We start from the raw sequence: 26,094 nt of genomic DNA, 5'->3' as shown, positions 1-26,094 counted from the left end.
GTTTTCGGAAACCTGTGGGCGGCAGCCGGGTCAGACCCTGTTACCCCCCGGGGCAGCCCGCAATGATATAACGGGCGCGCCCCTTGCCTGGACCGCAGCCGCCGACCGACATGCCTGACTCCCGAGATTTCCGCCCCGGCCCGCCTGCCGCCCCCCGCCTGCCGGCCAGCCTGGCCATGGCCTGGCGCGCCGCCTTGCGCGACTTGCGCGCCGGCGAGCTGACGTTGCTGATCCTGTCGCTGGTGGTGGCCGTGGCCGCCGTCACCGGCGTGAGCTTCCTGGCCGACCGCGTGGGCAAGGCCCTGGCGCGCGATGCCGCCCAGATGCTGGGCGGCGACCTGGTGCTGGAGGCCGACGCCGCGCCCGCGCCCGAGCTCTTGCAGCAGGCGCAGCGCCTGGGCCTGGAAACGACCCGGACCTGGCAGTTCCCCTCCATGGTGGGCAACGAACAGTCCATGCAGCTGGCTGCGGTCAAGGTGGTCCAAGGCAACTACCCGCTGCGCGGCCAGCTGCGCATCGCCCCGGATGCCGTCGATCCGGGCCGTCCGGTGCAGGGCGCGCCCGAGCCCGGCACGGTCTGGATAGATCCCCAGCTGCTGGGCATGCTGGGCATGGCCGTGGGCCAGGACCTTGCGGTGGGCGATACCTTCCTGCGCATCGCCGGGGTGATCCGCTACGAGCCCGACCGCGGCATGCAGTTCGTCAACGTCGCACCCCGGGTGCTCATGCGCGCCGAGGACCTGCCGGCCACGGGGCTGGACGGCCCATACAGCCGCATCGGCCACGCCTTGCTGCTGGCCGGCGAGGCGTCCGCCGTACAGGCCTACCAGCAGTGGCTGGCCCCGCGCATGCAGCGCGGCCAGCGGCTGGCCACGCTCGAATCCGGCCGCCCCGAAGTCGGCCGCACGCTGGGCCGCGCCCAGCATTTCCTGTCGCTGGTGGCGCTGCTGGCCGTGATGGTCTCGGCGGTGGCCGTGGCGCTGGCGGCGCGCCGCTATACCCTGCGGCACCGCGACGGCGTGGCCGTGATGCGCTGCCTGGGCGCCGGGCAAGGCCTGCTCATGCGCATGCTCGGGCTGGAGTTCTTCTTCGTGGCCGCCTTGGCGGCCGCGGCCGGCTCGGCGTTGGGCTATGCCGTGCATACCGTGCTGGTGGCGGCGCTGGCCGGCATGATCGACACGGCCTTGCCCGCGCCGGGCTGGCAGCCCGCCGCGCAGGGCCTGCTGGTGGGGTGCTGGCTGCTGCTGGGCTTTGCGCTGCCGCCCGTGGCCGAGCTGTGCCGCGTGCCGCCGGCCCGCGCCCTGCGGCGCGAATCGGCGGTGCTGGCTCCGCGCGCCTGGCTGGGATGGGTGCTGGGCCTGGCCGGTTTTGCCGGCCTGGTGCTGTGGTTCGCGGGCGATGTGCGCTTGGCCGCGGTGGTTGCCGGGGGCTTTCTGGCCGCCTTCGGGGTCTTCGGGCTGGTGGCCTGGCTGGTGCTGCGGACGGCCGACTGGGCCCGGCGCGGCTTGCGCGGCCAACCCGCGCTGCGTTTCGCGCTGGCCGGCATGGCGCGGCGCAAGGGCGCCTCGGCCGCGCAGATCTGCGCCCTGGGGCTGGGCCTGATGGCGCTGCTGCTGCTGGCCATCACCCGCACCGACCTGATCGCCGGCTGGCGCCAGACCCTGCCGCCCGATGCGCCCAACCGCTTCGTCATCAACATCCAGCCCGAGCAGCGCGAGGCCGTGCGCCAGCGCCTGGCGCAGGCCGGCACGCAGGTGGAGCTCTCGCCCATGATCCGCGGGCGGCTGCTGAGCATCAACGAGCGCGCCGTCTCGCCCGATAGCTACGAGGAACCGCGCGCCAAGCGCATGGTCGACCGCGAGTTCAACCTGTCCTACGCCGATCGCGTGCCGTCCTACAGCCCCATCGTGGCCGGCCGCGAGCTCGACCCGCAGGCCGCCGAGGTATCGATGGAAACCGGGATCGCCCAGACGCTGGGCATCGGGCTGGGCGATACCTTGTCCTTCGACGTGGCAGGGCAGACGGTCGCCGTCACGGTCACCAGCCTGCGCGAGGTCGACTGGGACTCCATGCGCGTGAACTTCTTCGCGCTGATGAGCCCGGCCGCGCTGGCGCAGGCCCCGCAAAGCTGGATCACCTCCTTTCACCTGCCGGCCGACCAGGCGCCGGCCATGCAGGCCCTGGTGCGCGACTATCCCAATCTCACCGTGTTCGACGTGGGCGCCATCCTGGCGCAGCTGCAGGGCGTCATCGACCAGGTGGTGGCCGCCGTGCAGTGGCTCTTCCTGTTCACGCTGGCCGCGGGTATCCTGGTGCTGGCCGCGGCGCTCTCGTCCACCCGCGACGAGCGCACCCGCGAGGCCGCGCTGATGCGTGCGCTGGGCGCCACCCGCGCGCAGCTGGCGCAGGCCCAGCGGCTCGAGCTGCTGGGCCTGGGCGCGCTGGCCGGGCTGCTGGCGGCGGCCGGCGCCACGGCGGTGTCGGCCGCGCTGGCCCACCATGTGTTCAACTTCGCCCTGGCCCTGCATGGCTGGCCTTGGCTGGCCGGCGCCGGGGCCGGCGCCCTGGCGGCCTGGGCCGGCGGCTCGCTGGCCTTGCGCGGCGTGCTGCGCGCCCCGCCGCTGGTTACTTTGAGAGAGGCATGATGGCGACCATACCCGCCGTCTTCGAACCCTTCGATACGACGCGCACCATTTTCGAGCAGCTGGGCGGCGAGCCCGGCGTGCAGGCGCTGGTGGACCGCTTCTACGACCTGATGGACATCGAGCCCGACCTGGCCGAGCTGCGCGCGCTGCACGGGCCTACGCTGGACAATGCCCGCCAGCGGCTGTTCCGGTTCCTGTGCGGCTATTTCGGCGGCCCCGACCATTATGTGCAGCGCTTCGGCCATCCGCGCCTGCGGGCGCGCCACCTGCCTTTTTCCATCGGCACGCAGGCGCGCGACCAGTGGGTGGTGTGCATGGGCCGCGCCCTGCGCGACCAGCAGGTGCCCGAGCCGCTGGCCGAGCGCCTGCTGCACAGCTTCTACAGCACCGCGGACTGGATGCGCAACCGTGAGGGCTGAACCGCCCCAGGGCGCGCGGCGCCTGTCCTTCGCCGGCGGCGCCATGCTGCTGGGGCCGCGGCTGGCCGGCGTGGCGGCCACGCCCGCGCTGTTCGACCCGCTGGCCGGCGGCGCGCAGGCCAGCGCGGTGGGCGAGGGCGGGCGGCAGGCGGCCTGGTTCGTGCAGGCCGGCGGGGTGCCGGCGGTCCTGCGCCACTATCGACGGGGCGGGCTGGTCGGCAAGCTGGTGCGCCAGTCCTACCTGTGGCAGGGCGAGGCCCGCACCCGGCCTTTTGCCGAGTTCTGCGTGATGGCCCGGCTGCACGCGGCCGGCCTGCCGGTGCCCGCGCCCCTGGCGGCGGCCTATTGGCGCGGCGGCCTGTCCTATCGGGGCGCCTTGCTGACCGAGCGCATCCCCGGCGCGCGCGCGCTGGCCCGGCGCCTGGACGAGCCGCTCTGGGAGCCGGCCGCCCGCGTCATCGCCGCGCTGCACGCCCAGGGGGTCTGGCACGCCGATCTCAATGCGTACAACCTGCTTTTTGACGCGCAGGACCGGCCCTGGCTGATCGATTTCGACCGGGCCCGCGAAGGGCCGCTGAGCGCGGCGCAGCGCCTGGGGAACCTGCGGCGCCTGGCGCGATCCCTGGAAAAGGTGGCCGGGCCGCAAGGCGTGGCGTATGGACAACGCATCATGCAGGCTTACGAGCAGTGCTGGGCGGCCTTGCGGCACGCAGGGTAAAGGTCCGCACGCCGCCCCCTGCTTTTGCCCGGGCTGCCAGGGGCTTTTTTTCGCCCGGGCGCGGCCCGGCAGGTAGCAAAAAGGCTTTATCATTTTGCGTTTTCGCTTTTTGCGGTCTTGGCAAGGGGGAATCCATATGGCAATGGAACGAAAGGCACGGCGCGTCGGCAAGACCGGGACGGCGGTCCGCGCGGGCTGCGCGCTGGCGCTGGCCGCCGCGTGCGGCGCGGGCTGGGCGCAAAGCGGCACGGTCAACGTCTACAACTGGGCCGAATACACGGCGCCCGACACCCTGAGCGGCTTCGAGAAGGCCACGGGCCTGAAGGTGCGCTACGACGTCTACGACAGCAACGATACCCTGCAGGCCAGGCTGCTGACGGGCAAGTCCGGCTACGACGTGGTCGTGCCCTCGACGCACTATGCGGCGCGCCAGCTCGAAGGCGGCCTGTTCCAGAAGCTCGACCGCAGCAAGATTCCCAACTGGCAGCACCTGGATCCGGACATCATGGCCCTGGTGGCCGAGGTGGACCCGGGCAACCAGTACCTCGTGCCCTGGGGCTACGGCACCAACGGCCTGGGCTACAACGTCACCCGGGCGCGCCAGGCGCTGGGCGAGGATGCCGACCTGGGCAGCTGGGACACGCTCTTTGATCCCGAGAAGGCCGCCAGGCTGCAGTCTTGCGGCATCTCCGTGCTGGACGAGGCGGCCCAGGTGTTCCCGGCCGCCCTGCATTACCTGGGCAAGGACCCCAACAGCAGCGATCCGGCCGACCTGAAGGCCGCGCTCGAACTGCTCAAGAAGATCCGTCCCTACATCCGCCAGTTCAGTTCCTCGGGCTATATCGACGAGCTGGCCGCCGGCGACCTGTGCATGGTCTACGGCTACTCGGGCGACGTGATGATCGCCAAGCGCCGCGCCCAGGAGGCCAAGCGCAGCTACGAAATCGACTACTACATTCCGCACGGCGGCGCGCCGGCCTGGTTCGACACCATGGCCATCCCCAAGGATGCGGGCAATGTCGATGGCGCGCATGCGTTCATCAACTACATCGAGACGCCCGAGGTGCACGCGGCCATCACCAACCACATGTTCTATCCCAACGCGAACAAGTCCGCGCGCGAGTTCGTCGATCCGGACGTGGCCAACAACCCGATGATCTATCCGCCGCCCGAGGTCTCCAAGACCCTGTTCGTCATCAAGCCGCAACCGCTTAACGTGCAGCGCCTGCAGACGCGCATGTGGGCCGAACTGAAGTCGGGGCGCTAGGCATCATGACCGACAGCCGCCAGCAGTCCGTCGATCCGGACGAGTTCGTGCGGGTCGAGGACCTCGTCAAGGTCTTCGGCGATACCATCGCGGTGCGCGGCGTCAACGTGGCGGTCCGCCGCAACGAGCTGTTCGCGCTGCTGGGCAGCTCGGGCTGCGGCAAGTCCACGCTGCTGCGCATGCTGGCCGGCTTCGAGACGGCCAGCTCCGGGCGCATCCTGCTCGACGGGCAGGACATCACGGCCATCCCGCCGTACCGCCGGCCCGTGAACATGATGTTCCAGTCCTACGCGCTGTTCCCGCACATGAGCGTGGAATCGAACGTTGCCTTCGGCCTGAAGCAGGAGGGCGTGGCCGCCAACGAGATCGGCGAGCGCGTGCGCGAGGTCCTGGAGCTGGTGCAGATGGGCCAGTACGCGCGCCGCAAGCCGCACCAGCTCTCGGGCGGCCAGCAGCAGCGCGTGGCCCTGGCGCGCAGCCTGGTCAAGCGGCCCAAGCTGCTGCTGCTGGACGAGCCCATGTCGGCGCTGGACAAGCAGATCCGCCAGAAGACGCAGATCGAGCTGGTGCGCATCCTCAAGCAGGTGGGCGTGACCTGCATCATGGTCACGCACGACCAGGACGAGGCCATGAGCATCTCCGACCGCCTGGCGGTCATGACCGAGGGACAGATCGTGCAGGTGGGCTCGCCGCAAGAGGTCTACTCCTTTCCGGCCAGCCGCTTCGTGGCGGGGTTCATCGGCTCGACCAACCTCTTTACCGGCACCATCGTGGTGGACGAGCCCGACCACATCGCCATCGAGACGCCCGACCTGCCGCGGCCCCTGTACGTCAGCCACGGCGTGAGCGAGCCGCAAGGCATGGAAGTGCACGTCTCCATCCGTCCCGAGAACATGGTGCTGGACCGCAACCGGCCCCAGGGCGAGAACAACTGGGGCCACGGCGTGGTCAGCCACATGGCCTGGCTGGGCAGCCACGCGCTCTACCAGGTGCGGCTGGTCTCGGGCAAAGTGGTCGAGGCCACCGTCCCGGCGCCGCAGCTGGCCCGCATGGACGCGCCCGGCGTCAACGACGAGGTCTACGTGAGCTGGGACAACGACAGCGCCACGGTGCTGACGTCATGACGGGCCTGCTTGCGCGCCGGGCCGGCTTGGGGCGCCTGCTGGCCATCGCGCCGCCCTACGCGTGGCTGTCGCTGTTCCTGCTCGTGCCGTTCTTCCTGGTCTTCAAGATCAGCTTCTCGGACCTGCAGTTCGGCGTGCCGCCCTATACGCCGCTGTACCAGTACGAGAACGAGGCCTTCCACATCACGTTGCACCTGCGCGGCTACGTGATGCTGTTCACCGACTCGCTGTATTTCGACACCTACGTCAATTCGCTGAAGATGGCGGCGGTCACCACGCTGTGGTGCGTGCTGATCGGCTATCCCATCGCCTATTACATCGCGCGCTCGCGCCCGGGGCTGCGCAACCTGCTGCTGCTGGCGGTGATCCTGCCGTTCTGGACGTCGCTGCTGCTGCGCGTCTACGCCTGGGTGGGCATCCTGCGCAACGACGGCCTGCTCAACAATTTCCTGATGTGGCTGGGCGTGATCTCCAGCCCGCTCGAAATCTACCGCACCGACCTGGCCGTGTACATCGGCATGATCTACGCCTACCTGCCGTTTTTCATCCTGCCGCTGTACGCCAACCTGGTCAAGCTGGACGTGCGCCTGCTCGAGGCCGCCTACGACCTGGGCGCGCGGCCCTGGCAAGCCTTCGTGCGCGTGACGCTGCCGCTTTCGCGCCCGGGCATCATCGCCGGGGCGATGCTGGTCTTCATTCCCTGCGTGGGCGAATACGTGATTCCCGAGATGCTGGGCGGGGCCAACACGCTGATGATGGGACGCGTCATGTGGAACGAATTCTTCACCAACACCGACTGGCCGATGGCCGCGTCCATCACGGTGGTCATGGTCGCCGCGCTGCTGGTGCCGCTGGCCCTGTTCCAGTACAGCCAGGTGCGCCAGATGGAACTGCAGCGCGAGGGCTCCCGATGACCGCGCCCAATCCCTGGCTGCGCGCGCTGGCCCTGGGGCTGGGCTTTGCCTTCCTGTACCTGCCCATCGCCTCGCTGATCGTCTTCTCGTTCAACGCTTCGTCGATGGTCAATACCTGGAGCGGCTTTTCGCTGCGCTGGTACGAGTCGCTGTTCAACGACCAGGTGCTGCTCTCGGCGGCCTGGCTGTCGTTTCGCATCGGCGCGCTCAGCGCAACCGCCGCTGTCATCCTGGGCACCTGGGCCGGCTACGTGCTGGCCCGCATGGGGCGATTCCGGGGCTTTTCGCTCTACGTCGGCATGGTCAGCGCGCCGCTGGTCATTCCCGAGGTCGTGCTGGGCATTTCGCTGCTGCTCATGTTCGTCGAAATGGACAAGCTGTTCGGCTGGCCCGGCCAGCGCGGCGTATTCACCATCTGGGTCGGCCACGTGATGCTGTGCATGGCCTATGTGGCGGTCATCATCCAGTCGCGCATCCGCGACCTGGACCGCTCGCTCGAAGAGGCCGCGCTCGACCTGGGCGCCCCGCCGCTCAAGGTATTCTTCGTCATCACCCTGCCGCTGATCGCCCCCTCGCTGGCCGCGGCGTGGCTGCTGTCCTTCACCTTGTCGCTGGACGACGTGGTGATCGCTTCCTTTCTCTCGGGGCCGGGATTCACGCCGCTCTCGCCCGAGATATTCTCGCGGGTGCGGCTGGGCCTCAAGCCCGAGGTCAACGCGCTGGCGACCTTGTTCATCCTGGCGGTGGGCATCTGCGTGATCCTGGCCTATCGCCTGCAACGACGCAAAGAGAAATGACTGCCGACCTGACCCTGTACGGCCTGAAGGCTTGCAGCACCTGCGTCAAGGCCCGCGATTGGCTGGCCGCGCAGGGCGTGGACCACGTCTTTGTCGACTACCGCGACCAGCCCGTGCCGGCCGCCACGCTGACCGAGTGGGCGCGCCAGCTGGGCGGCTGGGAAAAGCTCGTCAACCGCGCCTCCATGACCTGGCGCGGCCTGTCCGAGGACGAGAAATCCGCCGCCACCGACGCGCAATGGACCGCGCTGATCGCCCGCTATCCGGCGCTGGTGCGCCGTCCCGTGGCCGTCGATGCGCAGGGCCAGGTGGGCGTGGGCTTTAACGAAAAACGCTACGCGCAGCGTTTCGGCGGCTGAATGCCCGTGTCGGTGCCGCACGGCCATGGCGCGATGCCGGGCATGCTGCCCGACGCCTTCTTCGACCGCGACGCCCTGACGCTGGCGCGCGAGCTGCCCGGCATGGTGCTGCGCCACAAGGTGCAGGGCGTGTGGCTGTCGGCCCGGATCATCGAGACCGAGGCCTATCTGCTGGACGAGCGCGGCAGCCATGCTTCGCTGGGCTACACCCCCAAGCGGCGGGCGCTGTTCATGGACGGCGGCGCCATCTACATGTATTACGCACGCGGCGGCGACTCGCTGAACTTCAGCGCCCGCGGTCCCGGCAATGCCGTGCTGATCAAGTCGGGCTACCCCTGGCTGGACGAGATGGCCGGTCCCCAGGCCCTGGCCCTGATGCAGCGGCTCAATCCGGACGGGCAGGGGGCGCCGCGCCCGCCGGGCAGGCTGTGCGCGGGCCAGACCCTGCTGTGCCGGGCCCTGGGCCTGAAAGTCCCCGATTGGGACGCGCGCGGCTTCGACCCGCAGCGATTCTTTGTCCAGGACGTCGGCGAGCGGCCGCCTTTGCTGGTGCAGACCACGCGCCTGGGCATTCCCGCCGGACGCGACGAGCACCTGCCTTACCGTTACGTGGATGCCGCCTATGCCCGCTTTTGCACCCGCAATCCCCTGCGGCGCGGCCAGCTTGCCGATACGCACTACCGCTTGCTGCGGCGCCAGGGGCGGCAGTGGGCGCCCGAACCGGGCCGGCCGGGCTGAACGCCGGCGCCGGCGGCCGTGCCGCGCGCCAGGCTCAGTGCACGGCGGTGCCGGGCGCCTCGATCTCTTCTTCCAGGATGTCGGCCAGCCTGGGCGCGTTTCGCGCAATGGCCGCGGCAGGGGGGCAGGCGCTTTGCCGCACGGCGGCGATGCGTTCGAGCTTGCCCAGCATCTGCCCGAAGTGCTCGCGCAGATGGCGCGCATTCAGGCTCTTGCTCAGGGCGTACAGCGGCACTTTCTGCTTGACGCCAAAGCCGTCGATCAGGAACAGGCCCTGCTTGCCCTGGGCGTTGGTGCCCATCACGATATTGGAGGCCGACATATCGTTGATGACGATATGGGCGGCGATGAAGGCCTGCAGCAGGGCGTCCAGCGCCTGGCGCAGTTCCGGGCCCAGCCCATGCTGGCGCACCACCGCCTCCAGCGTGGGCGCCAGGTCCTGGTCCAGGCCGCGGATCTTCTCGACCAGCAATCCCGGCCCTTGCGAAGTGTCGACCACGCCGGCCACCCGCGCCATGGGCAGCCTGTCCCAGTGGGCGTTGCGGGCGGCGACGATGACCGACTCGGAAAACTCGCCGATGAAGCCGCGATAGGCGCTGGCGCGGTGCAGCCGCTTGTACCAGCGCTTGAAGCGATGCCGCATCATGTACTGGGCGCGCGCCTGCGGGTCAATGACCTTGATCAGCAGGTTCTTGTCGCAGGGATGCGCGTAGATCCGGCGTCCGCCGCCCACGGCGATGGGCCTGGCCTGGTCCAGGTCTATGGCATCGAGCATGGAGGGACAGGACAAGGCCGCCGCCATGAGGGCTCCGTTTATTGTTCACGGCCGCACGGCTGCCGCGTTCAGTTTTGTTGACAATATTATGACGATGGCGATGTTCTACGCATATTTGTGTTGTTTTTTATCCACGAGCAAGAGGGAGTCCAGGCCGTGAACGCATTGCTGAGCGACCCGGGCCTTGGCGGGGCGCTGCCCTGGATCGCCGCCCTGGCGGCCCTTGCCGCCGCCTTGTTGTCCTTATGGAACCTGCTGCGCCGGCCTGCGTCCGATCCGGCCCTGGAGCAGCTGCTCCAGGGACAGGAGCGCCTGCTGGACGAGCAGGAGAAGATCGAGCGCGCCTTGCGCAGCGAGCTGGCCGAAAGCCAGAGAGGCCTGCGCGGCGAGTTCGCCGAGTCGGTACGGGGGTTGCGGCTGGAGCTGGCGCGCAGCCACGAAGAGTTGCGCACGCTGCTGGCCCGCGATGCCGCGGCGGCCCGCGCCGAGCAGGCGCAGGGCCAGGCCGGCTTTGCCGCGCAGCTGGGCCGGCAGGTGCAGGGGCTGATCGAGATCAACGAGCGCCGGCTGGCCGACATGCGCCAGACCGTCGAGCAGCGCCTGCAAAGCCTGCAGGCCGATAACGCCGCGCGGCTGGAGGAGATGCGCCGCACGGTGGACGACAAGCTGCACGCCACGCTGGAGCAGCGCCTGGGCGAGTCGTTCAAGCTGGTGTCGGACAGGCTCGAGGCCGTGCACAAGGGGCTGGGGGAGATGCAGGCGCTGGCCGCCGGCGTGGGCGACCTCAAGCGCGTGCTGACCAACGTCAAGAGCCGTGGCACCTGGGGCGAGGTGCAATTGGCGCGGCTGGTCGAGGACATCATGACGCCCGAGCAGTACGGGCGCAACGTCAAGCCCGTGCCCGGCAGCGACGCGATGGTCGAGTTCGCCATCCGCCTGCCCGGGCGCGGGCGCGACCAGCCGGTCTGGCTGCCCATAGACGCCAAGTTTCCCAAGGAGGAATACGAGCGCCTGCTGCAGGCGCAGGAGCAGGCCGATGCCCAGGCCGCCCAGGCCGCGGGCAACGCGCTGGCCCGCGCCCTGGAAGTGCAGGCCAGGCAGATCGCCGACAAGTATGTCGCGCCGCCGCACACTACCGACTTCGCCGTGCTGTTCCTGCCCACCGAAGGCCTGTATGCCGAAGTGCTGCGCCGGCCCGGGCTGGTGGACCGGCTGCAGGCCCTGCGGGTGAACGTGGCCGGGCCGGGCAACCTGGCTGCCTTGCTCAACAGCTTGCAGATGGGCTTTCGCACGCTGGCCATCGAACAGCGTTCCTCCGAGGTCTGGCAGGTGCTGCGCGCCGTCAAGACCGAATTCGGCAAGTTCGGCGAGGCCCTGGCCAGCGTGAAGCGGTCGCTGGACTCGGCCAGCAACCGGATCGTGGACACCGAGCGGCGCACGCGGGTCATGCTCAGCAGCCTGAAATCGGTGGAGGCGCTGCCCGATGAGCAGGCCCGCGGCCTGCTGGACAGCCAGGAGCCGGCCGGCGAGCCTTGATCCGGCCGGGGCTGCCCCTACAATGGCCGGACCGGGCCGGGGCCCGGCCAGGGCAGGGAGGGCGGCGCATGGATGCTTGCAGCACGCACGAAGTCTTCAACCAGTCCGAGCCGCTGGCGGACTACAACCTCTACGAGACCGACGCGGCCCTGCGCGAGGCCGTGGCCCGCGAGGGCGCCGGCGCCTGGGACGGCGCGCTGCATGCGCGCGGCGCGCATCTGGGCCGGCGCCGCATGTTCGAGCTGGGGGCGCTGGCCAATGCCCAGCCGCCGATGCTGGCCACCCACGATCCCCAGGGCCGGCGCATCGACCAGGTGCGGCTGTGCCCGGCCTGGCACGAACTGCTGGCCGACATGGCCGGCTACGGCCTGCACAGCGGCGCCTGGGCGCAGCCTTCGCCGGGGGCGCAGGTCGCGCGCGCGGCGGCGTTCCTGATGCAAGGCCAGGTCGAGGCCGGCAGCCTGTGCCCGGTGACCATGACTTTCGGCGCGCTGGCCGTGCTGCGGCAAGAGCCGGCCGGCGTCATCGACTATGCCGGGCTGTGGCTGCCCCGGCTGATGGCGCCGCGCTACGATCGGCGCGACCTGCCCGTGGCGGCCAAGCACGGCGCCTTGCTGGGCATGGGGCTGACCGAAAAGCAGGGCGGCTCCGACGTGCGCGCCAACACCACCCGGGCCGAACCCGTCGCGGGCGCCGGCCAGGGCCAGGCCTACCTGCTGCGCGGCCATAAATGGTTCTATTCGGTGCCCCAGTCCGATGCGCACCTGGTGTTGGCCCAGGCGGCCGAAGGGCCGTCCTGTTTTTTCGTGCCGCGCCGCCTGCCCGATGGCCGGCGCAATGCGCAGCGCCTGATGCGCCTGAAGGACAAGCTGGGCAATCGCAGCAATGCCAGCGCCGAGGTCGAGTTCCAGGACGCCTGGGGCGCCATGGTGGGCGAGCCCGGCCGCGGCATCGCCACGCTGATCAAGGTCGCCAGCTACACCCGCCTGGACTGCGCGCTGGGCAGCGCGGCGCTGCTGCGCCAGGCGCTGGTGCGGGCGCTGCATCATGCCTGCGGCCGGCGCGCCTTCGGCAAGCCGCTCATCGAGCATCCCCTGATGCGCAACGTGCTGTGCGACCTGACGCTCGAGAGCGAGGCCGCCACCGCGCTGGCCCTGCGCCTGGCGCGGGCCTTCGACCGCGCGCAGGACCCGGCCGAGCAGGCCCTGGCGCGCCTGGGCACGCCCGCCGCCAAGCTGTGGATATGCAAGCGGACCATCGCCGCGCTGGCCGAATGCATGGAGGTGCTGGGCGGCAACGGCTATGTCGAGGAATCCATGCTGGCGCGGCTATACCGCGAGGCGCCGGTCAACTCCATCTGGGAAGGGGCGGGCAACATCATGGCCCTGGACGTGCTGCGGGCGCTGCAGCGCCATCCGCAGGCCTTGCCGGCGCTGCGCGACGAGCTGCTGCCGGCGCGCGGCCAGTTCGCCCTTTATGATGAGGCCTTGCGCGATTTCGAGGCCCTGGCCGCCAGCGCCGGGCAGGCCCAGGGCCTGGCGCGCCGCCTGGCCGCGCGGCTCGCCTGCCTGTGGCAGGCGGCGCTGCTGATCCGCCACGCGCCTGCGCCGGTGGCCCAGGCTTTCGTGCTGGCGCGGCTGGGCGAGCCGGCAGGCCTGTGCGGCGGCCTGCCGGCCCAGGCCTGCGACGAGCGCCTGCTGCGCCGGGCCTGGCCGCCAATCTGCTAAATTGCCCCGCCAATTGCCCACAGGTGACCCCATGCTTACGCAACAGCAACTCAAGCAGCAAGCGGCCGATGCCGCGCTCGACTACATCGAACCGTTCCTGGGCCCGCAGACCGTGATCGGCGTGGGCACCGGCTCGACAGCCGATCTGTTCATCGACGGACTGTCCCGCTACAAGACGCGGCTGCTCGGCACCGTGGCCAGCTCCGAGCGCAGCGCCGCGCGCCTGGCGCGCCACGGGCTGCCCGTGCTGGACCTGAACGAGGTGCGCAGCATGCCGGTGTACGTGGACGGCGCCGACGAAATCGACACCGGCCTGCACATGATCAAGGGCGGGGGCGGTGCGCTCACGCGCGAGAAGATCGTCGCCTCGGTCGCCGAGCGCTTCGTCTGCATCGCCGACGAGTCCAAGCTGGTGCGGCGCCTGGGGGCCTTCCCGCTGCCGGTCGAGGTCATCGGCATGGCGCGCGAGGCAGTCAGCCGCCGGCTGGCCGAATTGGGCGGGCGGGCGGCGCTGCGCACCGGTTTCGTGACGGACAACGGCAACGTCATCCTGGACGTGGCGGGCCTGCGCATCGACGATCCCAAGCGGCTGGAGGCCACCATCAACAACATCCCGGGCGTGGTTACCTGCGGGCTGTTCGCACTGTCCGGCGCCACGCTGGCCCTGCTCGCCACCCAGTCGGGCGTGCGCAGGCTTCCTGGTTCATAATGGTGTCATATGTGAGTCATATGCTTGCCGCTTCTCGCGCCGTCCATGTTGGGCCGGCAGGACGGCAAGCCCGTAACAGGAGCGGCGGACCATGGCGCAATCCATCACACAGGTATCTGGGATGACCGAGCACACCAACAAGCAATTCGATCTGGACATCGAGCGGATCCGTTCGCAGTTCCTGCAAATGGGCGGTCTGGTCGAAGCCATGATCCAGGACGGCATCGACGCCCTGGCCAGCGGCGACATGGCGCTGGTCGAGCGGGTGCGCGAGCGCGAAAAGGAAGTCAACCGCCTGGAGGTCGAGATCGACGAGCGCATCGGCCTGATTCTTGCGCGCCACCAGCCCACCGCCATCGACCTGCGCATGATGCTGGCGGTCAGCAAGATGCTCACCGACATGGAGCGCTCGGGCGACGAGGCCGAGAAAGTGGCCACCGTGGCCCGCCGCATCCATGAAGGCGACCTGCGCTACCAGCCCATCGTCGAACTGCGTCACATGGCCAACAACGTGCTGGTCATGCTGCGCCAGGCGCTGGACGCCTTCGCCCGGCTGGACGCCATCCAGGCCGCGCAGGTGGTGCGCAGCGACAAGGAGGTCGACAAGGAATGGAAGGGCGCGCTGCGCCACCTCATCACCTACATGATCGAGGACCCGCGCACCATCTCGCGCTCCATCGACCTGATCTTCGTGGCGCGCGCGCTCGAGCGCGTGGGCGATCACTGCAAGAACATGGCCGAGCGCGTCATCTACCTGGTGCATGGCGCCGACGTGCGCCACACCGGGGTCAAGAACGCCGAGCGCCAGGCGCGCGGCGAAACCGAGGACCAACCCCAGGCCTGAGCCGCCACGCGCCCGGGGGGGCCGGCAGGCCCGGCCCCGCCGCGCCGGGCGGGCGGCAAGCCTGGCTTTATTGCGAGGGCGGCACGTAGCCCTGGGCTTCCACGTCCGAGTCTTCGAACAGGAATTTTTCCATTTGCTGGGCCAGGTACTTGCGCGCGCGCGTATCGGCCAGGTTCAGCCGGTTCTCGTTGACCAGGCGGGTTTGCACCTGCTGCCATTCGGCCCAGGCCTGCTTGGAAATGTTCTGCCAGATGCGCTGGCCCATTTCACCCGGGTACGGCGGGAAGTCCAGCCCCTCGGCCTCGCGCTTGAGTTTTGCACAGTGGATGGTTCGAGCCATGGTTTTCAGCCTGATAAGGATGCAAAGCCCGATTTTAACGCCCGGGGCCGGCCTCTACGGCCATTCCCCTACAGGCGCTTGATGAATACCAGGCTGTTGCGCGAGCGGTTGTAGCTGGCCTGCTTTTCGCGCGGCAGGTCGGCGATGCCGCCTTGCACGAAGCCGCGCTTGATGAACCAGTGCGAGGTGCGGGTCGTCAGCACGAACAGCCGGCGCAGCCCCTGGGCGCGTGCGCGCGACTCGATGTGGCGCAGCAGCATTTCGCCTTCTCCCGCGCCCTGCCACTCGGGATGCACGATCAGGCAGGCCATCTCGGCCATCTGCTCTGCCGGATAGGCGTGCAGCGCCGCGCAGCCGTAGATCACGCCGTCGTGCTCGAGCACGGTAAAACTCTCCACGTCCTGCTCGATCACGCTGCGTCCGCGCGGCACCAGCGTGCCGTCGGCCTCCAGCGGTTCGATCAGCTTGAGGATCGCGCCCACGTCATCGACCGTGGCCGCACGCAGGTCGTCCAGGGTGTCCTCGACCACCATGGTGCCCACGCCGTCGTGGGTGAAGATCTCCAGCAGCACGCCGCCGTCCAGGCTGTAGGGCACCAGGTGCGCGCGGGCGACGCCGCGCTTGACCGCGCGCGAGGCATAGTGCAGGAAGAAGGCCGTGTCCGGGTCCAGCTTGCCGCTGGCCAGCAGCGCATCGGCGTCGTCGCGCGCCAGCTCGGTGTCCACGCTGCCGTCCTCGTTCAGCACGCCGGGGGTCTCGGTCAGGAAGATCAGTTTCTCGGCCCGCAGCGCCACGGCCACGTTGGTGGCCAGCTCTTCCATGGCCAGGTTGAAGGCCTCGCCCGTGGGCGAGAAGCCCAGCGGCGAGAGCAGCAGGATGGAGCCGCGCTCGATGGCAAAGCGCATGGCCTCGACATCGACCTTGCGCACCTGGCCGGTGTGCAGGTAGTGCACGCCGTCGATCACCCCGGCCGGGCGCGCCGTCACGAAGTTGCCCGAGATCACGCGGATCTGCGCATGCGACATGGGCGTATTGGGCAGGCCCTGGCTGAAGGCCGCCTCGATGTCCAGGCGGATCTCGCCGGCCGCCTCCTTGGCGCATTCGAGCGCGGCGTCGTCGGTCGGCGACATGCCCCGGCCGAACTGCTGGTCCAGGCCCTTGAGCCGCAGCTGTTCGTTGACCTGCGGGCGCGAGCCGTGCACCAGCACCAGCTTGATCCCCAGGGCCGAGAGCAGCGACAGGTCCTGCACCAGGGCGTTGAGCGCGCCGGCCTGCACCAGCTCGCCGCCGAAGGCCACCACGAAGGTCTTGCCGCGAAAGGCGTGCACGTAGGGCGCGACTTCCCGGAACCATCGGACGAATTGCGCGGGGGCGAATTCGGGGGCCTCTTGGGCGGAGACGGTTTCGGTTTCGTGCTCTTGCATGGTCTGGGCTGGGACAAGGAAAGGCGGCGCGCCGAGGGGGACAAGCGCCGGCCGGATCGCAAAATTATAATGATCGGTCCAAAGCAGCAATTCAGCCAATGTCCGAATCTTCCGGCTCCGCCCCTCGCGAGGCCCGGCGCGCTCCGCCCGTTTCCTACCCCGAAGACCTGCCCGTCAGCGCGCGACGGCAGGAGATCGCGCGCGCCATCGCCGCGCACCAGGTCACCATCGTCAGCGGCGAGACCGGCTCGGGCAAGACCACGCAGCTGCCCAAGATATGCCTGGAGATGGGGCGGGGGCTCGCGCGCATGATCGGCCACACCCAGCCGCGCCGGCTGGCGGCCACCTCGGTGGCCAAGCGCGTGGCCGAGGAGCTCAATACCCCCCTGGGCGAGTGGGTCGGCTACCAGGTGCGCTTTCACGACCGCACCGGCCCGCAGGCGGCCATCAAGCTGATGACCGACGGCATCCTGCTGTCCGAGTCGCAGCGCGACCCCTTGCTGCGCCGCTACGACACCCTGATCATCGACGAGGCCCACGAGCGCAGCCTGAACATCGACTTCCTGCTGGGCTACCTCAAGCAGTTGCTGCCGCGCCGGCCCGATCTGAAGCTCATCATCACCTCGGCCACCATCGACGCCGAGCGGTTCGCGCGGCACTTCGCCGACGCGCAGGGCAGGCCCGCGCCGGTGATTGCCGTCTCGGGGCGGCTGTATCCGGTGGAAATCCGCTACCGGCCCGTGCACCCGCAAGCGCAGCAGGACGAGGGCGCGCGGCGCGATGCGCAGCGCCTGTCCGGCGACGAGGAGCGCGACCTGATCGATGCCATCGTCGAGGGCGTGGACGAATGCGCCCGCAGCGGCCCGGGAGACGTGCTGGTTTTCCTGCCCGGCGAGCGCGAGATCCGCGAAGCCGCCGAAGCCCTGCGCAAGCGCCATCCGCCGGCCACCGAGGTGTTGCCGCTGTTCGCGCGGCTGACCCAGGCCGAGCAGGAGCGGATTTTCCATCCGCGCGGCAACGCGCGCCGCATCGTGCTGGCCACCAACGTGGCGGAAACCTCGCTGACCGTGCCCGGCATCCGTTTTGTCATCGACAGCGGGCTGGCGCGCATCAAGCGCTATTCGTGGCGCAACAAGGTCGAGCAGCTGCGCATCGAGCCCATCAGCCGCGCCTCGGCCAACCAGCGGGCCGGGCGCTGCGGCCGCGTGGGGCCGGGCATCTGCCTGAGGCTGTACGACGAGGCCGACTTCAACGCCCGCCCGCCTTTCACCGACCCCGAGGTGCTGCGCTCCTCGCTGGCCTCGGTGATCCTGCGCATGAAGGCGCTCAAGCTCGACGATATCGAGCAGTTCCCCTTCGTCGAGGCGCCGCCGGGCAGGGCGGTGGCCGACGGCTACCACCTGCTGCAGGAGCTGGGCGCCATCGACGAGGCCAACGCCCTGACCGAAACCGGCAGGGCGCTGGCCAAGCTGCCGGTCGATCCGCGCATCGGCCGCATGATCCTGGCTGCCCGCCAGCACGACTGCCTGGCCGAGATGCTGGTGATCGCCTCGGCGCTGTCGGTGCAGGACCCGCGCGACCGTCCCCTGGCCGAGCGCGAGGCCGCCGAGGCCGCGCACGCCCGCTTTGCCGACGAGAAATCCGAGTTCCTTTCCTATCTCAAGCTGTGGCAATGGTATGGCGAGCAGGTCGCGCACAAGGGGTCGCAGCGCAAGCTGGTGGCCTTGCTGCGCCAGCACTTCCTCTCGCCGGTGCGCCTGCGCGAGTGGCACGACGTCCATACCCAGCTGGCCGCCCTGGTGGGCGAGCAGGGCTGGCGGCTGAACCAGAGCCCGGCCACCTACGAGCAGATCCACCTGGCGCTGCTGACCGGCCTGCTGGGCAACGTGGGCCTCAAGAGCGAAGAGGCCGGCCACTACCAGGGCGCGCGCGAGATCCGCTTTCACATCCACCCGGGCTCGCGCCTGGCGCGCAAGGCCGGCAAATGGGTGGTCGCGGCCGAGCTGGTCGAGACCACGCGGCTGTATGCCCGCTGCGTCGCGCGCATCGAGCCGACCTGGCTCGAACGCGCGGCGCCGCACCTGATCCGCCGGGTGCACTCGGATCCGCGCTGGGACCGCAAGGCCGGACAGGTGGTGGCCAACGAGCGCGGCACGCTCTATGGCCTGCCCGTCTACACCGGCCGGCGCGTGCACTACGGCCGCATCAACCCGGCCCACGCCCGCGAACTGTTCATCCGCCAGGCGCTGGTCGAGGGCGACATCGATACGCGCCTGCCCTTCGTGGCGCACAACCGCAAGCTGGTGGCCCAGATCGAGAAGCTCGAACACCAGAGCCGCCGGCCCGACATCCTGGTCGATGACGAGCTGATCTTCGTGTTCTACGACCGGCAGCTGCCGGCCGAGATGAGCCAGCAGGCCACGCTCGAAGCGTGGTATGCCAAGCTGGACAAGCCCGCGGCGCAGGCCCTGCTGCTCACGCGCGAGGAACTGATGCGGCACGAGGCGGCCGGCATCACCACCGACGTCTTTCCCAAGAAGGTCCAGTGGCATGGGGTGGCCATGCCGCTGGATTACCACTTCGAGCCGGGTTCGCCGCGCGACGGCGTGACCCTGACCGTGCCGCTGTTCGCCCTGAACCAGATCGACGCGCAGCGCTGCGAATGGCTGGTGCCGGGCATGCTCAAGGAAAAGGTCCAGCTGCTGCTCAAGTCGCTGCCGCAGAAGCTGCGCCGCCATTGCGTGCCCTTGCCCGACTACGCTGCCGGCTTCTACGAGCGCTGGTACGAGCGCCTGGACGATCCCCAGCAGGGCCTGCTCGATGCGCTCATCGCCGACATGTGGGAGCAGGTCAAGGTCCGCCCGCAGCCGGGCGACTTCAAGCTCGAGACGCTGCCTGCCCACCTGTTCATGAACTTCAAGGTGGTGGACGAGCATGGCCGCATGCTGGGCGCGGGCCGCAACCTTGCCCAGCTCAAGGCCGAACTGGGCAAGCAGGCGCAGGCCACCTTCCAGCAGGTCGCCGCGCGCGATGCCGGCGTGGCGCAGGCCCTCTCGCACGAGAACCTGAGCGACTGGACATTCGGCACCTTGCCCGAGCTGATGGAGATCCAGCGCAAGGGGCAGTCCTTCGTGGGCTATCCGGCGCTGGTCGATCGCGGCGGCCATTGCGACCTGGACGTGTTCGACGACCCGGAAGAGGCCCGCCGCCATCACAGGGCCGGGCTGCTGCGCCTGTTCAAGCTGGGCCTGCGCGAGCAGGTGCGCTTCCTGGAGAAGAACCTGCACGAGCTGACCCGCATCAGCATGCTCTACATGCCGCTGGGTACCCAGGAAGAGCTGCGCGACCAGATCATCGACTGCGCGATCGGACAGGCCTGCCTGGCCGAACCCTGGCCTGCCGATGCCGCGCAGTTCGCGGCGCGCAAGGCCGAGGGCAAGGGCCGGATCGGCCTGCTGGCCCAGGAGGTCGCGCGGCTGGCCGGCACGGTGCTGGCCGAATGGACCGCGGTGCAGCGCAAGCTGCCGCAGGCCAAGTCCCATGCGGCGGCGTACGCCGACATGCAGCAGCAGCTGGGCGCGCTGGTCTGCAAATGGTTCGTGCGCGATACCGCGCAAGCGCAGCTGGCCCATTTCCCTCGGTATCTGAAGGCCGTGTCCGCCCGCATCGACAAGCTGCGTGCCGACCCGGCGCGCGATGCGCGGCTGATGCAGGAGATGGCGCCCTTGCTCACGCTCTATCAGCGGGCCAGGGCGGCGCGCAAGGGAGCGCCCGATGCCGGCCTGGACGAATTCCGCTGGCTGCTCGAGGAATTGCGCGTGGCCCTGTTCGCCCAGGAGCTGCGCACGCCCATGCCGGTGTCGGTCAAGCGCCTGCAAAAGGCCTGGGACGCGATGCAGCGCTGAAAGGGGCGGGCGCGCGGCCAGGCATGGGCTGCCTGCGGCCAGCGCCTGCAAGACCCCACTGGCGGCCGGCCTTTCATGTGTTATTCAACTGGCAGTCTGCACAATGCACGGTGCGCGCCAGCCGCGGCCATTCGATATCACGCACACCGAGTCCACTGACAATGCAGCATGCCAGTCCTGGCGCCGAGCAGCTTGCCGGCGCCGCTTCGTCTTTCCTTTCCGAATCGGCCCGCGTCCATCCCGTGCGTCCCGCCATGGTGGCGATGGGTGTGGGCGGCTTTGCCATCGGCACCGGCGAATTCGTCATCATGGGGCTGCTGCCCGAGGTGGCCGCCGACCTGGCCATCTCCATCCCGGCCGCCGGCCACGTCATCAGCGCCTATGCGCTGGGCGTGGTGGTGGGCGCGCCGCTGCTGGCCATCCTGGCCGCCGGCTGGCCGCGCCGGCGGCTGCTGGTGGCGCTCATGACGCTGTTCGCCCTGGGCAACTTCGCCAGCGCCCTGGCGCCGGGCTACCTGTCGCTGAACCTGCTGCGTTTCGTGGCCGGATTGCCGCACGGCACCTATTTCGGCGTGGCCGCCCTGGTGGCCGCCTCGCTGGTGCAGCCTTGGCAGCGCGCCCAGGCGGTCGGCTGGGTCATGCTGGGCCTGACCTCGGCCACGCTCGTGGGCGTGCCCATCGCGGCCTGGCTGGGCCAGGCGCTGGGCTGGCGCGCGGCCTTCGCCTTCGTTGGCCTGATCGCCGTGCTGGCCGCCATCATGGTGCGCCGCTCGGTGCCCGAGCAAGCCGCCCAGGCGGGCGCCAGCCCCTTGCGCGAGCTGGGCGCCTTGCGGCGCAAGCAGGTCTGGCTGACCCTGGGCATCGGCGCCATCGGACTGGGCGGCCTGTTCTCCGTCTTCAGCTACGTCAAGCCCACGCTGGTCGAGGTGGCGGGCATGGGCACGGGCGCGGTGCCTTTCGTGCTGGCGCTGTTCGGCCTGGGCATGATCGTGGGCAACCTGGTGGGCTCGCGGCTGGCCGACAAGGCGCTCATGCCCACCATCGGCGGCCTGCTGGTCTGGGCCTTCCTGGTGCTGGGCGCCTTCGTGTTCACCGCCCACAACGTGTGGGCGGCCTCGCTGAACATCCTGCTGGTGGGCACCATCGTGGCCATGGGCCCGACCTTGCAGATCCGCCTGATGGACGTGGCGGGCGACGCCCAGATGCTGGCCGCGGCGCTGAACCACTCGGCCTTCAACCTGGCCAACGCCATGGGGGCATGGCTGGGCGGGCTGGCCATCGCCGCCGGCTTCGGCTATCCGTCCACCGGGTGGGTGGGCGCCTTGCTGGCGGTGGCCGGCATGGCGGTGTTCGGCTGGTCGCTGGCGGCCGAGCGCGCCGCCCGGCGCTAGATGGCGATGAACGCGGCCACGATCAGCACGATCAGGCCCCACTTGACGGCCTTGTAGGCCGTCTTGTTCCATTTCTTGAACGCCCGGCGCTTCTGGTCGATCCGGTAATGCAGGTGGGTCAGCCGGTTGATGGCGCCGGTCTGGTCGCCGCCGTCGTTGGGCGAGCTGGCCGCCGACATCGCCACCTTGCCAAACCAGCGGTTCAGCGCGCCGGCCCAGCGCCAGCGCATCGGCCGCTCGACGTCGCAGAACAGGATGATGCGGTTCGAATCGGTGTCGTTGCGGGCCGAATGGATGTAGGTTTCGTCGAACACCACGCTCTGGCCGTCGCGCCAGCTATAGGGTTCGCCGTCCACCACGATCTGGCAGCGGTCGTCGTTGGGGGTGATCAGGCCCAGGTGATAGCGCAGCGAACCGGCGTAGGGGTCGCGGTGCGGGTTCAGCTTGCCGCCCGGGGGCAGCTCGGCGAACATGGCCGCCTTGACCGAAGGCAGTTCGCGCAGCAGCGCCACCGTCTTGGGGCACAGGGCCTCGGCCGAGGGGTGCCGCGCGTCGTACCACTTCAGGTAAAAACGTTTCCAGCCGTACTTGAAGAACGAATTGAAGCCGATGTCGTCGTGCTTTTCGGCCGCCTTGATGCGCTGGGCGGCGGCCAGCGCCAGGGCCTCCTCGCGGATCATCTCCCAGTTGCGGTCCAGCACCTGCAGGTCGGGAAACTGGTCGGGCGAGACGTAGGGCGTGGTGGGCACCCTGGAATTGAGCACCATCAGGGCGTTGATGGGCGCCAGCAGCGCCGAATGATCGAGCAGCTGCCGCACGAAGGGCAGCCGCACGCGCCCGCGCAGATGGCCGAACAGGATGGCGGCCAGCCAGATGCCGGGAATCAGCCATTTCATGGTTACGTCGTTCTCCTAGAGGGGGCCGGGCGGGCGCCCGGGCCCATGCCGGCTGGGTACAATCCGGTGCATGTCTGAAGCCGTCGCCACCCCGCCTTTCGTTCACCTGCGCGTCCACTCCGAATTCTCGGTGGTGGACGGCATCGTGCGTATTCCCGACCTGGTCAAGCAGGCCGCGCGCCTGGGCCAGCCGGCCGTTGCCCTGACGGACCTGTGCAACCTCTTTGGCCTGATCAAGTTCTACAAGGCGGCGCGCGGCAAGGGCGTCAAGCCCATCGCCGGCTGCGACGTCTGGCTGACCAACGACGAAGACCGCGAAAAACCGTTCCGGCTGCTGCTGCTGGTGGCTGACTGGCACGGATATCTTAACCTGTGCGAGCTGCTCTCCCAGGCCTGGCTGAGCAACCAGCACCGCGGCCGTGCCGAGCTGCGGCGCGAGTGGCTGGCCGGCACCACCGGCCTGATCGCGCTCTCGGGCGGGCGCGCCGGCGACGTGGGCCAGGCGCTGGAGGCCGGCAACCTGGCCGCCGCCCAGGCCCTGGCCGCCGGCTGGGCGCGCGATTTCCCGCAGCGCTACTACATCGAATTGCAGCGCGCCGGCTTCGACGGCGACGAGGCCTATGTGCAGGCGGCGATGCGGCTGGCGGCCGCGCAGGGCCTGCCGGTGGTGGCCACCCATCCGGTGCAGTTCCTGCAGCGCGAGGAGTTCCGGGCCCACGAGGCGCGCGTGTGCATCGCCGAAGGCGAAATCCTGGCCAATCCGCGCCGGGTGCGCCGCTATACCGAAGAGCAGTACATGCTCGACTCGGCCGAGATGCACCGGCGCTTTGCCGACGTGCCTTCGGCGCTGGCCAACAGCGTGGAGATCGCGCGCCGCTGCAATCTCACGCTGACGCTGGGCAAGCCGCGCCTGCCCGACTTTCCCACGCCCGACGGCGTCACGCTGGACGACTACCTGGTGCAGCTGTCGCAGGAAGGGCTGGCCGTGCGCCTGGCGCAGCTCTATCCGGACGAGCAGGAGCGCGAACAGCGCCGCCCGCAGTACGAGGAACGCCTGCAGCGGGAATGCAAGACCATCATCCAGATGGGCTTTCCCGGCTACTTCCTCATCGTGGCCGACTTCATCAACTGGGGCAAGAACAACGGCGTGCCGGTGGGCCCGGGCCGCGGCTCGGGGGCGGGCTCGCTGGTGGCCTACGCGCTGGGCATCACCGACCTGGACCCGATCCGCTACGACCTGCTGTTCGAACGCTTCCTGAACCCCGAGCGGGTCTCGATGCCCGACTTCGACATCGACTTCTGCCAGGACAACCGCGAACGCGTCATCGAGTACGTCAAGGAAAAATACGGCCGCGCCGCCGTCAGCCAGATCGCCACCTTCGGCACCCTGGGCGCCAAGGCCGTGGTGCGCGACGCCGGACGGGTACTGGACCTGCCCTACACGATGTGCGACCAGCTTTCCAAGCTGATCCCCTTCAACCCGGCCGACCCCTGGACGCTGGAGCGCACCCTGGCCAACGAACCGGCCTTCCGGGAGCGTTACGAGCAGGAAGAAGAAGTCAGGGCGCTGGTCGACCTGGCCCGCCCGCTCGAAGGCCTGACCCGCAACATCGGCATGCACGCCGGCGGCGTGCTGATCGCTCCGGGCAAGCTTACCGACTTCTGCCCGCTGTACTGCCAGCAAGGCCAGGAGAACAGCGCGGTCTCGCAATACGACAAGGACGATGTCGAGGCCGCGGGCCTGGTCAAGTTCGACTTCCTGGGGCTGCGCAACCTGACCATCCTGGACTGGGCGGTGCGCTTCGTGCGGCGCTTTAACGAGAGCAAGCGCGACTTCGACGTCATGGCGCTGCCGCTGGACGATCCGGCGGCCTACAAGGTGCTGTGCGACGCCAACACCACCGCGGTGTTCCAGCTCGAATCGCGCGGCATGAAAGAGCTGCTCAAAAAGCTCAAGCCCAACACCTTCGAAGACATCATCGCCATGCTGGCCCTGTACCGCCCGGGGCCGCTCGAATCGGGCATGGTGGACGACTTCGTCAACCGCAAGCATGGCCGCGCCGCCGTCGACTACTTCCATCCGGACCTGGAGCCCACGCTCAAGAGCACCTACGGCGTCATCGTCTACCAGGAACAGGTGATGCTGATCTCGCAGATCATCGGCGGCTACTCGCTGGGCGGCGCCGACCTGCTGCGCCGGGCCATGGGCAAGAAAAAGCCCGAGGAAATGGCCAAGCACCGCGAGCTGTTCCAGAAGGGGGCGGTCGAAAAGGGCTACGACGCCGACCTGGCGGTCAAGCTGTTCGACCTGATGGAGAAGTTTGCCGGCTACGGCTTTAACAAGTCGCACTCGGCCGCCTATGCGCTGATCGCCTACCACACGGCCTGGCTCAAGGCCTATCATCCCACCGAATTCCTGGCCGCGACGCTGTCCTCGGACATGGACGACACCGACAAGGTCCAGATCTTCTGGAAGGACGCGCTGGCCAACGGCGTGACGGTGCTGCCGCCGGACATCAACCACAGCAACTACCGTTTCGAGCCGGTCGAGGACGAACACACCGCGCGCGGACAGCCGCCGCGCACCATGCGCTACGGCCTGGGCGCGGTCAAGGGCACCGGCCAGAGCGCCGTCGAGGACATCCTGCGCGCCCGCCAGGCCGGCGGACCCTTTGCCGACCTGTTCGACTTCTGCCGCCGCATCGACCGCCACACCGTCAACCGCCGCACCATCGAGGCGCTGATCCGCGCCGGCGCGTTCGACGGCATCTCGCCCAACCGCGCGGCCCTGCTGGCCTCGGTGCCCACGGCCATGGAGGCCGCCGAGCAGTCGGCGCGCAGCGCCAACCAGGTCTCGCTGTTCGGCGACGACGACGGCAGCCAGGTCATCGCCGGACAGATGGCCAGCGTGCCGCCCTGGGACCTGCGCACGCAACTGTCCGAGGAAAAGTCCGCGCTGGGCTTTTTCTTCAGCGGCCATCTGTTCGACGCCTGGCGCGAGGAAGTGCGCCGCTTCGCCCCCACGCCCCTGGCCCGCCTGGAGCCGGCCCGCGAGCCGCAATGGATGGCCGGCGTGCTGGCCGGCGTGCGCACCATGATGACCCGCCGCGGCAAGATGCTCTTCGCCGTGCTGGACGACGGTACGGCCCAGGTCGAGATCTCGGTCTTCAACGAGCTGTACGAGCAGAACCGCAACCGCCTGCGCGAGGACCAGCTGCTGATCGTGCAGGGCAAGGTCAGCAACGACGAGTATTCGGGCGGCATGCGCATCGTGGCCGAGGCGCTTTACGACCTGCAGCTGGCCCGCGAGGCCCGCGCCCAGTCGCTGCGCATCACCGTCAACGGCAATGCCGACGCCCAGACCCTCAAGCGCCTGCTCAACCCTTTCCGGGCCGAGCCCGAGAACGGTTTTCCCGGCACGCCGGTGGATGTGTTCTACGCGCGCGACGATGCCTGCGGCACGATCCGGCTGGGAGAGCAGTGGCGGGTGCGCATGTCCGATACGCTGATCGAGCAGCTCAACGCCTGGACCCAGCCGTATCCGGTCGAGATCAACTACTAGGAAA

At 69.3% G+C, this 26,094-nt stretch carries 20 protein-coding genes; 16 read left to right on the top strand and 4 right to left on the bottom strand.

Translation table 11 applies throughout. The features are described from left to right. The first annotated feature begins 110 nt into the window (after positions 1 to 110). The 9 genes from V8Z80_RS16250 (at position 111) to V8Z80_RS16210 (ending at position 8,981) form a co-directional block, all read left to right on the top strand. Positions 111 to 2,645 (top strand): ABC transporter permease, encoded by a 2,535-nt coding sequence (locus V8Z80_RS16250; RefSeq protein WP_442951988.1) that lies wholly within the window; start codon positions 111 to 113, stop codon positions 2,643 to 2,645. Next, positions 2,642 to 3,064 (top strand): group II truncated hemoglobin, encoded by a 423-nt coding sequence (locus V8Z80_RS16245; protein WP_336062740.1) that lies wholly within the window; start codon positions 2,642 to 2,644, stop codon positions 3,062 to 3,064. Before V8Z80_RS16250 ends, V8Z80_RS16245 begins: the two co-directional genes overlap by 4 nt. Before the next feature lie 43 nt (positions 3,065 to 3,107). Continuing rightward, complete coding sequence (locus V8Z80_RS16240; RefSeq protein ID WP_155196211.1) at positions 3,108 to 3,782, top strand: 3-deoxy-D-manno-octulosonic acid kinase; 675 nt, start codon at positions 3,108 to 3,110, stop codon at positions 3,780 to 3,782. Between the two features lie 142 nt (positions 3,783 to 3,924). After that, on the top strand, positions 3,925 to 5,049 hold the full coding sequence (locus tag V8Z80_RS16235) for a polyamine ABC transporter substrate-binding protein (protein WP_155196210.1): 1,125 nt from the start codon (positions 3,925 to 3,927) through the stop codon (positions 5,047 to 5,049). A 5-nt stretch (positions 5,050 to 5,054) separates the two neighbouring features. Continuing rightward, positions 5,055 to 6,173 (top strand): ABC transporter ATP-binding protein, encoded by a 1,119-nt coding sequence (locus tag V8Z80_RS16230; RefSeq protein ID WP_336062737.1) that lies wholly within the window; start codon positions 5,055 to 5,057, stop codon positions 6,171 to 6,173. Next, complete coding sequence (locus V8Z80_RS16225; RefSeq protein WP_155196185.1) at positions 6,170 to 7,087, top strand: ABC transporter permease subunit; 918 nt, start codon at positions 6,170 to 6,172, stop codon at positions 7,085 to 7,087. The genes V8Z80_RS16230 and V8Z80_RS16225 overlap by 4 nt, the downstream gene beginning before the upstream one ends. Further along, positions 7,084 to 7,884 carry an ABC transporter permease subunit gene (locus V8Z80_RS16220; protein ID WP_155196184.1) on the top strand — a complete coding sequence of 267 codons (801 nt, stop codon included), beginning with the start codon at positions 7,084 to 7,086 and terminating at the stop codon, positions 7,882 to 7,884. Before V8Z80_RS16225 ends, V8Z80_RS16220 begins: the two co-directional genes overlap by 4 nt. Next, positions 7,881 to 8,243, top strand: a complete 363-nt coding sequence (locus V8Z80_RS16215) for a Spx/MgsR family RNA polymerase-binding regulatory protein (protein ID WP_155196183.1) — start codon at positions 7,881 to 7,883, stop codon at positions 8,241 to 8,243. Before V8Z80_RS16220 ends, V8Z80_RS16215 begins: the two co-directional genes overlap by 4 nt. Then, positions 8,244 to 8,981: a DNA-3-methyladenine glycosylase gene (locus V8Z80_RS16210; RefSeq protein WP_155196182.1), complete on the top strand. Its 738-nt coding sequence runs from the start codon at positions 8,244 to 8,246 to the stop codon at positions 8,979 to 8,981. Between the two features lie 34 nt (positions 8,982 to 9,015). Here the strand turns inward: V8Z80_RS16210 and V8Z80_RS16205 are convergent, their stop codons facing one another. Beyond that, the gene (locus V8Z80_RS16205) at positions 9,016 to 9,783 is read right to left on the bottom strand and encodes a YrbL family protein (RefSeq protein ID WP_155196181.1); all 768 of its coding nucleotides are present in this window, start codon (positions 9,781 to 9,783) and stop codon (positions 9,016 to 9,018) included. A gap of 129 nt (positions 9,784 to 9,912) precedes the next feature. Between V8Z80_RS16205 and V8Z80_RS16200 the strand changes: the two genes are divergently transcribed. The 4 genes from V8Z80_RS16200 to phoU all read left to right on the top strand — a co-directional run bounded on the left by V8Z80_RS16200 (position 9,913) and on the right by phoU (position 14,572). Further along, positions 9,913 to 11,292: a DNA recombination protein RmuC gene (locus V8Z80_RS16200; RefSeq protein ID WP_336062733.1), complete on the top strand. Its 1,380-nt coding sequence runs from the start codon at positions 9,913 to 9,915 to the stop codon at positions 11,290 to 11,292. Between the two features lie 68 nt (positions 11,293 to 11,360). Next, positions 11,361 to 13,019, top strand: coding sequence for an isovaleryl-CoA dehydrogenase (locus V8Z80_RS16195; protein WP_336062731.1), 1,659 nt, complete (start codon positions 11,361 to 11,363; stop codon positions 13,017 to 13,019). 31 nt (positions 13,020 to 13,050) lie between these two features. Next, a complete protein-coding gene (gene rpiA, locus V8Z80_RS16190) occupies positions 13,051 to 13,728 on the top strand; it encodes a ribose-5-phosphate isomerase RpiA (protein WP_155196178.1) in 678 nt (225 codons plus the stop codon). Positions 13,729 to 13,849: 121 nt separating this feature from the next. Next, the gene (gene phoU, locus V8Z80_RS16185; RefSeq protein ID WP_155196208.1) at positions 13,850 to 14,572 is read left to right on the top strand and encodes a phosphate signaling complex protein PhoU; all 723 of its coding nucleotides are present in this window, start codon (positions 13,850 to 13,852) and stop codon (positions 14,570 to 14,572) included. A gap of 67 nt (positions 14,573 to 14,639) precedes the next feature. Here phoU and V8Z80_RS16180 read toward each other — a convergent pair whose 3' ends face one another. After that, positions 14,640 to 14,912, bottom strand: coding sequence for an oxidative damage protection protein (locus V8Z80_RS16180; RefSeq protein WP_155196176.1), 273 nt, complete (start codon positions 14,910 to 14,912; stop codon positions 14,640 to 14,642). Positions 14,913 to 14,980: 68 nt separating this feature from the next. After that, positions 14,981 to 16,336, bottom strand: a complete 1,356-nt coding sequence (gene argA, locus V8Z80_RS16175; RefSeq protein WP_155196174.1) for an amino-acid N-acetyltransferase — start codon at positions 16,334 to 16,336, stop codon at positions 14,981 to 14,983. 98 nt (positions 16,337 to 16,434) lie between these two features. Between argA and hrpA the strand changes: the two genes are divergently transcribed. Then, a complete protein-coding gene (gene hrpA / locus V8Z80_RS16170) occupies positions 16,435 to 20,241 on the top strand; it encodes an ATP-dependent RNA helicase HrpA (protein ID WP_336062729.1) in 3,807 nt (1,268 codons plus the stop codon). A gap of 161 nt (positions 20,242 to 20,402) precedes the next feature. Continuing rightward, positions 20,403 to 21,632 carry an MFS transporter gene (locus tag V8Z80_RS16165; RefSeq protein ID WP_336062727.1) on the top strand — a complete coding sequence of 410 codons (1,230 nt, stop codon included), beginning with the start codon at positions 20,403 to 20,405 and terminating at the stop codon, positions 21,630 to 21,632. Here the strand turns inward: V8Z80_RS16165 and lpxO are convergent. Beyond that, positions 21,629 to 22,528 carry a lipid A hydroxylase LpxO gene (gene lpxO, locus V8Z80_RS16160; RefSeq protein ID WP_155197039.1) on the bottom strand — a complete coding sequence of 300 codons (900 nt, stop codon included), beginning with the start codon at positions 22,526 to 22,528 and terminating at the stop codon, positions 21,629 to 21,631. The two genes, V8Z80_RS16165 and lpxO, sit on opposite strands and share 4 nt — an antisense overlap. A gap of 70 nt (positions 22,529 to 22,598) precedes the next feature. Here lpxO and dnaE point away from each other — a divergent pair, with 70 nt between their 5' ends. After that, the gene (gene dnaE, locus V8Z80_RS16155) at positions 22,599 to 26,090 is read left to right on the top strand and encodes a DNA polymerase III subunit alpha (protein WP_336062725.1); all 3,492 of its coding nucleotides are present in this window, start codon (positions 22,599 to 22,601) and stop codon (positions 26,088 to 26,090) included. Positions 26,091 to 26,094: the final 4 nt, after the last annotated feature.

The sequence above is a fragment of the Orrella sp. JC864 genome, assembly GCF_037026685.1.
In the GTDB taxonomy this organism is placed as follows: domain Bacteria; phylum Pseudomonadota; class Gammaproteobacteria; order Burkholderiales; family Burkholderiaceae_B; genus Orrella.
This window is presented reverse-complemented; position numbering and strand designations above follow the sequence as displayed.